At 38.2% G+C, this 14,857-nt stretch carries 7 protein-coding genes; 5 read left to right on the top strand and 2 right to left on the bottom strand.

Annotation, left to right across the window (positions count from 1 at the left end; all coding sequences use genetic code 11):
* Window positions 1–120: 120 nt before the first annotated feature.
* From IWC72_RS08340 to IWC72_RS08320, 5 genes are all read left to right on the top strand, one after another.
* The gene (locus IWC72_RS08340; RefSeq protein ID WP_194529455.1) at window positions 121–3,843 is read left to right on the top strand and encodes an AraC family transcriptional regulator; all 3,723 of its coding nucleotides are present in this window, start codon (window positions 121–123) and stop codon (window positions 3,841–3,843) included.
* Between the two features lie 178 nt (window positions 3,844–4,021).
* Window positions 4,022–7,087, top strand: a complete 3,066-nt coding sequence (locus IWC72_RS08335; protein ID WP_194525757.1) for a SusC/RagA family TonB-linked outer membrane protein — start codon at window positions 4,022–4,024, stop codon at window positions 7,085–7,087.
* An 18-nt stretch (window positions 7,088–7,105) separates the two neighbouring features.
* Complete coding sequence (locus tag IWC72_RS08330; RefSeq protein ID WP_194529454.1) at window positions 7,106–8,695, top strand: RagB/SusD family nutrient uptake outer membrane protein; 1,590 nt, start codon at window positions 7,106–7,108, stop codon at window positions 8,693–8,695.
* Window positions 8,696–8,766: 71 nt separating this feature from the next.
* A complete protein-coding gene (locus IWC72_RS08325; RefSeq protein ID WP_194529453.1) occupies window positions 8,767–10,575 on the top strand; it encodes an alkaline phosphatase in 1,809 nt (602 codons plus the stop codon).
* Window positions 10,576–10,587: 12 nt separating this feature from the next.
* Window positions 10,588–11,691, top strand: coding sequence for an acyltransferase family protein (locus IWC72_RS08320; protein WP_194529452.1), 1,104 nt, complete (start codon window positions 10,588–10,590; stop codon window positions 11,689–11,691).
* Between the two features lie 94 nt (window positions 11,692–11,785).
* Here the strand turns inward: IWC72_RS08320 and IWC72_RS08315 are convergent, their stop codons facing one another.
* Both IWC72_RS08315 and IWC72_RS08310 read right to left on the bottom strand, forming a co-directional pair.
* The gene (locus IWC72_RS08315; RefSeq protein WP_194529451.1) at window positions 11,786–12,505 is read right to left on the bottom strand and encodes a hypothetical protein; all 720 of its coding nucleotides are present in this window, start codon (window positions 12,503–12,505) and stop codon (window positions 11,786–11,788) included.
* A 257-nt stretch (window positions 12,506–12,762) separates the two neighbouring features.
* Window positions 12,763–14,811 carry a hypothetical protein gene (locus IWC72_RS08310; RefSeq protein WP_226979525.1) on the bottom strand — a complete coding sequence of 683 codons (2,049 nt, stop codon included), beginning with the start codon at window positions 14,809–14,811 and terminating at the stop codon, window positions 12,763–12,765.
* Window positions 14,812–14,857 lie beyond the last annotated feature (46 nt).

Raw genomic sequence — 14,857 nt, 5'->3', positions numbered from 1 at the left:
CAAAAACCTTTATACATTCCTACATGACCACTCCAAAACATGGATATAATATGTTAACCTTCTATATAGCTTAATTTCCTTATTTTAGCCTGAACTCAAATCCCCAAAGAGCTAGGCATTATGAAGCTTCCATTTCTTTTTTTCGGTTTTTTCACAATGCTACTTAGCAACCCTATTTTTGGGCAAAATATAAAGTTTAAGACACTAAGCACGAACGACGGACTATCTAATAATTCCATCAACGATATTATAAGTGATGATGATGGGCTACTATGGATTGCCACTTGGGACGGCTTAAATAGCTATAACGGAACTACTTTCACTACCTATAAACACGATCTAAAAACCCCTAATTCTATAGCCGGAAACCATACCTTTAATTTAAAAAAAGATGCAGAAGGGCACATCTGGGTTATTACCAAAGATTATAAGGTTAGTAGATATTTAGGCAATGGTAAGTTTCAAAATTTTTCTTTTGATAGCACGCCAAAAAATTTGATGCTCACTCAGAATGGTACAATAGGGGTCAAAACTTCTAAAGTCAATTACGAATTTATAGATGGGAATTTTGAAGAATCACAATTTGTAGAAGAGAAGCAAGAAGACGAGTACATTCTAAAGAGTATTTTACTAAGTAAGTACCCCAATATTTTTATTAACGATGTACTTAAAGATACTGCTGGTCATATCTGGTACGCCACAAGAAGAAATGGGGTTTACATTATCCCTAACCACCGTAACAACCTAAATAACGAGCAGATAAATCACTACTTTCATGACCTGTACAATCCGCACAGTTTTAATAGTGACGAAGTAGAAAAGTTGTACGAAGACGATTTTGGAAACATCTGGTTGGGACACAAAGATGGCGGGCTAAGTATGGCCTATACAGATTCTGATAAAATAACAACAATTACCCCGCACCCCAATAAATTTCCACATTTACCCAATGAAACTATACGGGCAATTACTACGGATTTTCAAAGTAGAATATGGCTAGGCTATTATACAAAAGGGCTTCTTTATTTTGATTTAGACCAAGGCTGTTTTATAAAATATAATGTTCAAGAAGCGCAAGAAAATGGAGATTGGGAGCGTATTCGTTCCTTATACACCACCACAGAAGGCGAGATTTGGGTTGGAACCTATGCCGGAATTATTAGAATAACAGACCATACGTACCAACTATATGAATCCAAGAATATTGATGCCTTTCCCAATGACAGAAATTATTCTTTTCATGAAGACCACCAAAACAACCTTTGGATTTCCTGCTGGGGAGGAGCTGCTAAATTCAATTTAAAAACCAACACCTTTGAACCTTTTAAAGGTCAAAACGCGCTTAACGAATACCATATTAGAAATATAACGTTTGTAGACAATGAACTCCTGATCAGCACAGAAAATCAAGGTTTTTTTCTATTGGATATAAACACTGGAGACTTGCAGAAAATTACAGTCAATGATGGTATTCTTGGCAATAGCATTTTTACCTCCTTTAAAGACAAGCAAACAGGTTACTATTGGATTGCCAGCTTAGGTGGAATTAGCATCTATGACAAGAACGAAGGACTCGTTCATAACATTACAGAAAGTGAAGGCCTACCCAGTCATATGGTATACAGTCTTATGTTAGATAGCGACAATGTATGGATAAGTACCACTAAAGGTATTGCTACGGTAAACAGGAGCAACTTTTTAGTAAGTAGCCTAAATATGGACGAGGGCTGGCAAGCTCGAGAGTTTTCCGAGGGCGCCTATTATCGAGACAGAAAAGGCACGATTTTTTATGCTGGTATTAACGGGTTGAACTACTTCTCCCCAGCTACACTTAACGTTACAAAAGAACTACCTAAACTTAAGGTACATATTGACGGTATTAGTAATTTCTCACAAGGCATTACAAAAAGCTACAGGAATAACTCATTAGAGATAAAAATTGAACCTATTGTTTTTTCCAACGACCCAAACAATAAGGTCCTATATAAACTATCGGGCTATGACAACGGTTTTCAAACGTTCAAGAACAATCCTATTCAATATACAAATATCCCCGATGGGGAATATAAATTTGAAGTCAAAAATTCTTTGGCCAATGACCTTGCCATTTCCAGTATACCTATACTCATCCAAAAACCATTTTATAAAACTACTTGGTTCTATATTTTACTATTGGCCACTTCTCTTATTGCCTTTACCATTTGGTTTTTTGCTAGGAATAGAAACATTGCAAAAAACCAGAAAAAACTAGAATTAAAAATAGAGGAACGAACCGATATCATTAACCGGCAAAAGGAACGCTTGGTTAAGGTAAATCATACGCTAGATGAAAAAAACAAGGAAATAAATCGCCAGAGAGAAGAACTTCTAAACTCATATCATCAACTTAAGAATGAAGATTTTGAAATTGAAAAGTTCAAGACCTTTGTTTTATCCGAGTTCAAAGAGCCTGTTTCAAAAATAATTGAAAATTCTAAAACACTTATTGAAGACGAAAGTGTAAAGCTGAACATCAACACAGAATCTAGCAAGCTAATCACATTACTTTCGGAGTGGGACTACCTTACCAACTTTAAGGATATAGGTGAGTTAAAAAAATCGGCCACCAAAATAAAACAAACGGTAAAAGTTCTTATAGACGGACTTTCGGTACAGGCCAAAAAATCTAAAGTAAATTTGGATTACTCCCTAGATATAGACGACCAATGGGTTGAATTGGACTCCCTGCGGTTTAAGTTATTTTTTAAGTATCTATTTAATGACATCTTAAAATATATTTCCAAAAACAGTTATCTAAAAGTAAGAGTAAAAACAAAAGGTGAGTCGCTTGAGCTCTTTGTAGAATCTGATAGCAAGGTTCTAACCGACAATTTCTTCAGCATACAGCATTATAGTCCGTATTACAAAGCAGCAACCACACTTTTAACAGCTATGGAAGGTACTCTTGCAGTTAGCAATGAGGATAATTTAACCATCTCCGCACATCTGCCCATAAATGTAGTGGATACTGAAAATAACAAGGTTGAAGAGGTATTATGGAAGCATCTAGACCTCAACCAAAAATTACCATCCGATAAAAACAACATCCTTATCTTTTGTAATGACAATGACTACCTACCTGCTTTTCAATTGTTTGATGACCAAGAAAATAATTTAGTATTTGAGCGGACTACGGCAGCTATTTCTTCTGCTATAAAACACGTAGATATTCATTGCTTAATACTATATAACATTCCTATTGACGAGCAGTTGGTGCAACTCTTTCATCTCACCAAGAATAACGGCGTACAAATTGCACTTCCTATACTATACATCTCTGAAGACATTGACCACTCTTTACGTATACAGACCACTGAACTGGGTGCAGATGCCTTTATACAATTACCTGTGAGCAAATCTTTTATTCAAAGTAAGCTTACAAAGCTCTTATCTTTTAGAAAAAAATATGCAAACAACTCCTCTAAACACCTGTTTTTTGAAACACCCTTTAATGAAGACCAAAATTTATCCGTTAACGAAAAACTGGTAAAAAAGGCACTAAATCTTATAAAGGAAAATCTTAACAACCCATCGTTTAACGTTCAAAAGTTGAAGGAAATGCTTTTTGTATCAAAAATAAAGTGCTATCGTGCCTTTAAAGAAGTATTGCAACAATCTCCTTCTGACGTAATTATAAAATTACGATTGCAAAAAGCGGAGTATCTTCTCAAAAACCACACTTTAAACATTTCGGAAATAAGTATGGAGTGCGGTTTTAACGATCCCAAATACTTTAGCCGTCTCTTTAAGAAAAATTTTGAGTGCAGCCCAAAAGAATATCGAGCAAAAACCGCACAGGCTTAGTGTTAACTACATATTATCACAAGGTTACGCTATAATTATTGTAACAAAAGTGCACCAAAAAGAAACGACCCACCCCCTTTTTTGAGTCGTAAGTACACCTTTATGATTCTTTTTTCATCCGGTAAAGAAGCGCCTCCGCCTACTTTTGGTAGATAACCAATTTTAAAATTCTACCTAAATGAAAAAAGTGTACTTAACTCTGCTAATAGCATTAGGATGTATTTCCTTTTCTTATTCGCAAGTAACAGTAAAGGGAACGGTAGTTTCCGAAACGGACGGGATGCCTATTCCATCTGTATCTATTATATTAAAAGGAGGAGACCAAATAGGAACCTCTACAGATTTTGACGGTAACTTTACTATAAACATCTCCGAAGAAAACGGAACTTTGGTTTTCTCTTCCTTAGGTTTTGCCAGTAAAGAAATGCCTTTTTCAGGAGATCAAACCCTGAATGTAGCCTTAAGTGAAGAAGCTAGTTTTTTAGATGAAGTAGTTCTTATTGGCTATGGCTCCTCAAGAAAAGGTGATTTAACAACAGCTATTGCAACGGTAAGCAATGTAGAGAGTATTGCGTCAAGACCCGTTACGAACGCTACGGAATTCTTACAAGGTAATGTTGCCGGTGTAACCGTACTAAGCCAAGGTGGTGATCCTACCTCTAGCGGCAACGTCGTTATTCGCGGTCTGGGAACTTTCGCTAATGAAAGTCCGCTTACCGTAGTAGACGGTGTTCCTTATTATGGTCCTGCCATTAACCCTAACGATATTGCCTCCATATCTGTTCTTAAAGATGCGGCATCGGCAGCTATTTATGGAGCACAAGCGGCATCTGGGGTGATCGTTATCCAAACGAAAAAAGGCGCCATTGGAAAACCTCGTATCACCGTAGATTACTATGGCGGTATCCAAGAGGCCACCAACTTGCCTACGCCACTTACGGCACAGCAGCAAGCCAATGTATATAACACGGCTGCAGATAACGCAGGCACACCTAGACAATCCGCACACGATGCTGCACAGAACCCTTATGGACAAGTAAACCGTACCAATTGGGTAGATGCTATTTTTAGACCGGCAGGCATGAACAATGCTAACGTTAATATTAGCGGGGCTGGAGAAAGCATGAACTACCTAACCTCATTTGGCTATACCAAAAGAAATGGCCTTTTGGAAGGCACCAGCTCAGAACGGTACAATTTTAGGGTAAAATCAGATTTTGACCTTTCGGATAAAATAAAGATTGGAGAGAACGTTTATTTCTCACGTTCAGAAGCCGTAGGAACCAATACAGACAACCCCTATTCCGGGACAATCATTAACGCCATCTATATGCCTTCTGCTTCTCCAACACGTTATGCAGATGGCAGTTTTGCCGGTGTTGCACCAGAAGATTTATCGCAATTTGCGGGAGCGTATGGAGATGTGTACAACCCATTGGCGTTATTATTACGACCAACAACTACTGCTCCTACCAACTTTTTAAATGCCAACGTATTTTTACAATATGATATTATAAACGGGTTATCCTTTAAGACTAACTACTCCTACAGTTACACCAATACAGAGTATAAAAGGTTTCAACCTAAAGTACCTGAGCTAGGCCGTTCTAATCCAAATAACCGCTTAGACCAGTCAAATGCAACAACGAACCGTTGGGTATGGGACAATCAGTTGAGTTATAAACAATCATTTGGTGATCACAATCTAGATGTTACCGCTATTTACTCTTCACAACATACCGATTTTGAAAAATTATCGAGCAGAGGCGAAGGTTTCAGTAACGAAGAGGCTTTTAACCAGTATTTATCTAATGCTTCTGTTATTAGAAATCCAACAACAGAAGTGTATGAAGACGCATTAACATCTGCCATAGGTAGGGTAATGTACAATTACAAGAACCGTTACTTTGTTTCGGGAAGTATTAGAAGAGATATGACTTCTCGTCTAGCTGCAAACAACCAAGCAGATAATTTTGCATCTGCTACGGTTGGGTGGAGATTATCAGACGAATCGTTTTTTAATGTCGAAGCCGTCAACGACCTAAAATTTAGAGCTTCTTGGGGGCAAATAGGTAACATTAACTCGGTAGGCTACTACTCATTTGATGTTCCACTAAATACCACCGTAGTTACCATTGGAGAAGATGCTTCTTTTGATGACAAGGGTGCTTTTGTTGGAAAACAATCCAATCCAAATCTTAACTGGGAAGTTTCGGAATCTGTCAACTTTGGACTTGATGCAGCTCTTTTCAACAACAGTTTAAGTCTTACTTTCGATTATTTTGAAAAAAGTACAAAGGGTATGATTCTACCTGGACTTGAGGACCTGCACCAAGGTACCGCCGCGGCAGATGTTAATGGAGGAGAAGTTAAAAACAATGGGTTTGAAATCTCCGCCAGTTACTCTAACACAATTGGCGACTTAGATTTTACAGTCAATGCCAATACTAGTGTTTTAGATAATGAATTGGTAAACCTAGATGGATACAACAGTAGTGGTATTGATTTTATTGCACATTCGGATAATGTAAGAGGTGTACTGAGACCCTATCGTTCACAAGTTGGCAGAGCTCTTTACTCAGTTTACGTAGTACCGCAAACGGGTATATTTCAAAATCAGGCCGAAATTGATGCCTATACAAAAGATGGTAATTTAATTCAGCCTAATGCACAACCGGGAGATTTTAAATTTACCGATAGCAATGACGATGGTAAAATAGATGACAATGACAAAGTTTTTTACGATAGCTATCAACCAGATTTCACTTATAACTTCGGTTTGAACTTGAATTATAAGAACTTTGATTTGGGCATGCTATTCCAAGGCGTTTCTGGCGTTGAAGTATTTAACGGGTATAAGTTCTCTACCTATAATGCCTCCCTTACCGGCTACAACTTAGATAACAGAGCACTAGACGCTTGGTCTTCATCAAATACCGGAGCAACAACACCTAGGCTATCTACTAAAGATGACAACCAAAACTTTGGATTGGCCTCTAGCTGGTATCTTGAAGATGCTTCCTATTTAAGAATGAAAAACGTTACGTTGGGCTACACCGTAGATGACCGTATCATGCGTTCCCTATTGCCCGGCTCGTCTCTACGTTTCTACATTTCAGCAGAAAACCTATTTACGATAACGGATTATACAGGTATTGACCCAGAGGTTGGCGGCAAAGGATTAGATATTGCACGATACCCATTATCTAGAACCATCACAGCAGGTTTATCATTATCGCTCTAACCCAAAAAATACTAAAAAATGAAATTAAATAGAATAAAAACAATGAGTTTGGTAGTAGGTCTAGCAGGTCTAAACCTCATTACATGCTCAGACGATTTCACAGAGGTAAGTCCGCTGGGAAGCACATCTTACGCTAACTTTTGGACCTCCGAGCAAGATGCCTCGGAAGCGGTGAACAGTATGTACGCCTATATGACCGACCAAGAGATGTTCTCTAGAGGTTTCTTCTGGTACATTAACGCTTCGGACGATATGATTACGGGTCGTATTAAAGCTTCTGCAGATAATATCAAAGACTTTAATATCACGGGTGGCGAAGGCGGTTACACCTCAACTTGCTATCCCAATAGCTATAAAGTAATACGTCGTGCCAATGATGTTATTCTAAATGTACCCAATATGGATATTAGCGAAACCCTAAAAAACCAATATTTAGGAGAAGCTTATTTTATGCGTGCTTTCAGTTATTTCTGGGTAGCCCATACTTATGGCGATGATGGAAATAACGGAGGCGTACCTATTGTTACTGAAGAAAACATGAACGATGAGCCTGGCAGCTACTCAAGACCTGCCAGTGTTGTTGAAAATTACAAGCAGATAGAAGCAGATCTTATTAAAGCTGCCGAATTGCTACCGCTATTTTCTGATTATTCTTCAGAAAACTACGGTCGCCCGCACAAAGACGCTGCTTATGCCTACATGGCCAAAACCAACTTATACTGGGCACAATATGATGCTTCTAGATATGCCGAGGTGGTTAAACATGCAGATGCCGTTACCAACAGCGGGTCTGGCAGAGCATTGATCAACACGGGCAATCCATCACAAGATTACCGTGAACTTCACAGTCATTTAAACAATTGGACCAGCGAATATATTTGGTCCGTAAACTCCGGAGTGGACAAAGGCAGCATTCTAACCGGTGTTATGTTAGAAAACAAGGGTTGGGGTAAATATAATGGCTGGGGCTATTACACGCCTTCCGAAGGATTGTACAATGAGTTTGAAGCAGATGATGCCAGAAAGGCTGTGACCGTTTTGAATTTTGGAGATGACTTTACTTTTTTTGGTGAAGACAGAAGGTACCAGTCAGAAAATTCATTATCCGGATTTCAGTTTAACAAATACATGTATGAGTTTCAGTTCGAAAATCCTATCGGAACTTATCTGAACAGTAATGGAGACGACCCATCAACAGTTTACAACGTTCCATTAATGCGCTACGCGGAAATTTTACTTATGAAAGCCGAAGCTCTTATAATGGATGGAAATAACGGAGATGCACCTTTGAATATGGTTCGTGAAAGAGCTGGGCTTCCAGCCATTTCCAACACAACTATGGCAGATCTGAAACATGAAAGACGCGTTGAACTTGCGGGTGAATTTGCTAACCGGCACTTTGACTTAGTCCGTTGGGGTGATGCTGCAGCAACCTATGCCGAGCCCATTTATGGGCGTATCTATGCGGACCGTTCCAATCCCGACTCCCCCTACACATCAGAAATAGTTTGGCCTGCACGTAATTTTGATGCTTCCTATATGAATGTTTGGCCAATACCTAGTACAGTAATTGAATCATCCGGAATCCCCCAAAATAAAGGATGGTAGAGTTAGTTCGTTAGTTTAGTTTTTTACGAAAGGGTGTCCCTTATGGGGCACCCTTTTATTAATTTTATGGTATGTATAGATTCAAAACAAAGTTTTCCTTTTTATTCGCTCTTTTCTGTATCACCTTACTTGGTGCACAACAAAACAGAAAAACTCTAATTCATTCGCATAACGATTATCTTCAAAATGTACCTTTCTGGACTGCTTATGCCAACGGACTAGATATTCTTGAGGCCGATGTCTTTTTGAAAAATGGGAAACTAAATGTTACCCATACTGAAGCTGAAATCATTGAAGGCAACACCTTACAGATTCTTTATTTAGAGCCTTTAAAATATGCCATAGAAAACAACATTGGCGATCCTTCTGGGCTTATGCTCATGTTAGACATTAAATCAGATGCTGAACCTACGTTAAAAAAGATACTAGCAGTTCTTAAAAAATACCCTGAAATCACCTCCAGACCCGATATAAAAATCGTCATTTCCGGGCACAGGCCCGATGCCAAAACATATGATTCCTATCCCCACTTTATTTATTTTGACCATCAAAAATTAGAAAGTGACCTAGCTTCTGATGATTGGCAAAAAGTAGCTTTTATAAGTGTCAGCTTCAAAAACTTTTCGGAATGGAACGGAAAAGGCAGACTTACTGAGGAAGACTATAAAAAAGTCTCCGGAGCCATTAAAAAAGCACATGCACTAAAAAAACCTTTCCGCTTTTGGGGCACACCAGATTCCAAAACTGCCTGGAAAGCATTTTCTGATCTAGGCGTAGACATTATAAATACGGATATGCCGCATAAGGCCACTACGTATGTAAACACATTGGAACAGCGCACCTATAAAAATGAAATTAAATCGGAAGTATACAAACCAACCTATGCTACGGACCAAAAAGACATGCCTATAAAGAATGTAATATTCCTTATTGGAGATGGGAATGGCCTTAACCAGATTTCATCGGCTGTTTTGGCCAATGGAGGTGAGTTGACCCTATCTCAACTAAAAAGTATCGGTTTTATAAAAACCCAATCTTCAGATGATTTTACCACAGATTCTGCTGCTGCAGGTACTGCTTTAGCTACTGGCACCAAGACCTACAATAGAGCTATTGGTTTAAATCCTTATAGAGAACCCATTGAAAACATGCCCGAATTTCTCTCCAAACACAATTTTGTTTCGGGTATTATTACTACTGACCATGTTACCGGAGCTACACCAGCATCATTCTTCGCTCACCAAAAAGACCGTTCTGATACGGAACTCATCGCTAATGACCTATTAAAAAGTAAACTCTCCCTTTTTGTAGGTGGAGGTTCAAATAATTTTGATTTCGATTGGAAAAAGACAGATTTCACCCTTGTAAACAACATCAATGAGATTGGTTCGAGCAAAGTTGATAAATTGGGGCATTTTCTTTCCATGGAAGGTGTACCCGGAGTGCTAGAAGGGAGAGATAATGCCTTAGCCGAAGCAACAACAAACGGCATTGAGTTTTTAAACTCCAAGAAAACACCATTTTTCTTAATGGTGGAAGCGGCACAAATAGACAGCAACGGGCACCGCAATAACGTTGGTGGTATAGTTACCGAAGGAATTGACTTTGACAGGGCCATTACCGAAGCTATAAAATTTGCAGACACTTCTGGAAATACTTTAGTAATAGTTACTGCAGATCACGAAACCGGAGGTTTTTCCATTCCACAGGGCAATTTAAAGGAAAGTATTATTGAAGGAACTTTTACAACCTATGATCATACGGCCACAATGGTGCCCATATTTGCATATGGGCCCCGTTCCCAATATTTTCAAGGCACCTACGAAAACAGCGATGTATTTGAAAAAATAATTAAAGCGCTTAACTTAGGGGATAACTAAAAGTAACCGACCATGAAAAGATTTAAAGCACTCGATGTATTCCGGGGATTGACCGTATGCCTAATGATTATTGTAAATACCCCTGGCGACTGGAGCTTTACCTTTTCACCTCTGTTACACGCCAAATGGCATGGCTTTACACCTACCGATTTGGTTTTTCCCTCGTTTTTATTTGCAGTAGGTAACGCCTTTGCTTTTGTAAAGACCAAATGGGGAGACAAAACTTTCTCCGAAGTATTCAAAAAAATAGCGAAGCGCGCCTTGATTATTTTTTTACTCGGGTATATCATGTACTGGATCCCGTTTGTTTCTTGGACAGAAACCGGTGACCTTGTTGCCGTACCGTTTAGTGAAACACGCATTCTTGGGGTACTCCAACGCATAGCTTTATGTTATTTTATTGGGGCCATGATGATATACTTTTTAACCAATAGGCAGCTGATCATAGCTTCAGTTATCTTGTTACTAAGCTATTGGGGACTGTTGGCCGCATTTGGCGACTATACCCTTGAAGGAAACTTTGCCAGAACCGTAGACCGTCTTATACTAGGTGATAGTCATCTATATATGGGCAATGGTATACCGTTTGATCCGGAAGGACTTTTGAGCACGCTGCCTTCCATTTGTAACGTCTTGGTAGGCTATCTTATTGGAAAATATATTATTGATGGCGGCATGAATTACGAGAAGCTGGCAAAAATGCTACTGATGGGTGCCGGTCTATTGGTGGTTGCCTATCTATGGGATTTAGGCTTCCCTGTAAACAAAAAATTATGGACAAGCTCTTTTGTAACACTTACCGTGGGTCTAGACATTGTAGTGTTATCCGTACTTATCTATACCATAGACTTTGTAAAAAAACCCGTTAACTACAATTTCTTTGAAGTATTTGGGAAGAACCCGCTTTTCATATATCTACTTTCGGAGTATGTAGCTATTGGCGCCCTATTTATCCGGGTTAATGGTGAGCAATCTCTTTATAGCTATGTGTACGAAAAAGGTTTTAGTTGGATTGGCCCTTACTTTGGATCCTTTGCCTTTGCCATAGTCTTTATGTTATTTTGCTGGAGCCTTGGTCTTTTGTTAGATAAGAAGAAGATTTATATAAAGGTGTAGGTTAGTTAGAAATGGTCGGTAGGAACGTAACAAAAACATATTGATAAAATAAGTGGCAACTAATGTTTATAGTTCACATTTACTTATAAAGCAATTAGTAGGCCTTACCATATACTTTTTCACGCATACCTCCTTTGGAAACCCAATCAACATAAGAAATGCTTAAAGGTCTAAACTCCAAACCACTAACCCCTCTATCAACAATTACTTTCTTTAGATTATTAGAAATAACATATTTAAGTCCACCATCAGTATAATCTATAGCAAAGAAGTCAAAGATGTTTTCAGCCTTTATTTCCACCCTATCTATTGTCAAAAAATGAGGGTATACTAATTGTTCATCTTTCGTTTTAAATTCCAAAAAATTATCAGCATTAACTTTCTCAGAATAGACTTGTCTATCTTTCCCCCTTCCACTTTCAGTAATAGTTGATTTTTTATAATTAATTGAGGTCATAGCAACATCATGGACATGCGTATGCCAATAAGAATTATTAATTAACCCACTCTTAATCACTTTTGTTTTAAAAAACTGAATACCATAATAATTGAATTCTTCAATTATACGCTTTAAAGAATCAGTAATTAATAAAGAATCAGTAAAACCCAATCCTCCCGCATCAATTAAATCAGTGAAGTTTGCTTTTTTAAATATTTCGCAAACAGGCAATTCATAATGAGCAGTAATACATTTGTTTCTTAAATTATCTAGAAAATCAGGACTATTAACATCCTTAACAATAAGTTTTTTTTGTTGAGGTAAAGTTCCTGCTATTTTCTCATCAAGACATTTTTCTAAAAAAAAGTATTCCATCTATGGTAAAATTAGTTCGTTAAGATGCTTATTGGGGTTAGCTAGAATCCATTTCTCAATATCTTCGATTAAATACTCTAGAAACTCAAAAGCTTTTTCTTCATCAACGTCTGGAAATCGTCTATTAAAGATATTCAACTTTTCTAAAATAAGATTATTATAAATATTATGATTCGGTTGATTTCTCCATGCTTCAATTGGAAACAAAAAACCCCGCAATTGCGGGGTTTAAAATACATTTAACTTAATGTAGTTATTTATTTTGTAGCCCAATCAAAGATGGCAACATCAACGGCAGTTCCGTTGAAAACATCGTCCTCAGCAGATGTAAGTGCAGTTTCATCAACAATTACATTTTCAAGAGGACCAGCATCTTTCATATCAACGTTTGTATCATAACCTGTAAGGCTAACGTTAGTTAAAGTAGCACCAGAAGTAGCTTTAAACTGAAGAGCAGTTCCTCCTACTGTTGAAACAGCAGTAAAGTCAATCAATTTAGGGTTACCATTAGCTTTATCCGCTTCAACAGCAGTAGAGAAACCTTCTACATTGTGAAGAACGTATGCAGTTGTAACTGTACCGTTCCAACCTTCTGTCCAGTCAATAGAATCATCTTGGTTGTTCTCAAAATAAAGGTTAGAAGCAGAAACAGTTCCACCAAAGAACTCAACACCATCATCATCACCATCAATCATAGCTACGTTATCAATAACAGTTGCAGAACCAACCGCATATAATGTAAGACCGTTGTATTGAGACTCCGCGTTGATTTGAGCACCAGCATTTTCAATGATTAGATATTTTATAGAACCTGAATTATCATCATCTGCAGCACCACCATACTTAAAGTTACTTACCTCAGCAGTAGCATCTACACCAGCTGTTGTAGTAGCATCTCCTAAAAGAACTAAACCACCCCAGTCACCAGCGTTACCGTTAGTAGAAGTCATAACAACAGGATCAGCCTCAGTACCTTCAACCATAATCTTTGCTCCTTTTTGAACAACGATAAAAGTTTCAGTTTCATCACCAGACTCAACCTTTGCGCTAATTTTAGTTCCAGCAGGAATAGTCAAAGTAGCACCAGACTCAACACTTAAGCTAGTAGACAAAAGGTAGCTAATAGAAGCGTCTAATGTAAGATCGCTAGTAATTTTACCAGTTAAAACACTGCTTCCACCTACAGTAGCATCAGCATTAACCCAGTTAAACAAAGCAACATCAACCGTTGCATTTGCATTATAGCTATTTGCAGGATCTCCAGCCTCACCTTCTATGATAACATTGGCCAAAGGACCAGAATCTTTCATATCAATTGAAGTATCATAACCGCTCAAAGAAAGACCTGTGATTGTAGCACCAGAAGTAGCCTTAAACTGTAAAGCAGTACCACCAACAGTTGAAACAGCTGTAAAGTTTATCAATTTAGGGTTTCCGTTATCCTTATCTGCTTCAACAGCAGTAGAGAAACCTTCTTCTGTATGTAATACGTATGCGTTTGTAACTGTACCGTTCCAACCTTCTGTCCAGTCAATAGAATCATCTTGGTTGTTCTCAAAGTAAAGATTCATAGCAGAAACAGTTCCACCAAAGAACTCAACACCGTCATCTTCACCGTCTATCATTGCAACGTTTTCAATAGTAGTTCCAGAACCTACAGCATATAATGTAAGACCGTTGTATTGAGACTCAGCGTTAATTTGAGCACCAGCATGCTTAATAATCAAGTATTTTATAGAACCTGAATTATCATCATCAGCAGTACCACCATATTTGAAGTTACTTACCTCTGCAGTAGCATCTACACCAGCTGTTGTGGTAGCATCTCCTAAGATTACCAAACCACCCCATTGTCCTGGTTCGCCACCTGTAGACTGCATTGTTACCGGTGCAGCCTCTGTACCTTGAACATCAATTTCACCACCTTTTTGAATAACGATGAAAGTTTCAGTTTCATCACCAGACTCAACTGTTGCGTTAATTACTGTTCCAGCAGGAATAATTAATTTACCACCCGCTTCTACACTGTAGCTTTTTTCTAAACTATAAGTCTTAGTAGGGTCAAGTGTTCTTTCTTCTGTTAATGTTCCGGTTAAAGTTGTTCCTTCTGCTGCTGCGTCACATGCCGTACATGTCCCACCACAATCAATACCAGTTTCGTCTCCATTCTTAATTCCATCCGTACAAGTAGGAACTTTTCCATCTTCACCATCATCTGGCGCGTTATCATCACTGCTACAACTTGTAAAGCTAATGGCGGCAACCATTGCCAAAACTTTTACAAAGTTTTTCGTTTTCAATTTCATAATAAACATTTTAAAGATTAAAAATTTGATTATTGATTTAGTGTTA

This window comes from Zobellia roscoffensis (genome assembly GCF_015330165.1).
Lineage (GTDB): Bacteria > Bacteroidota > Bacteroidia > Flavobacteriales > Flavobacteriaceae > Zobellia > Zobellia roscoffensis.
This window is presented reverse-complemented; position numbering and strand designations above follow the sequence as displayed.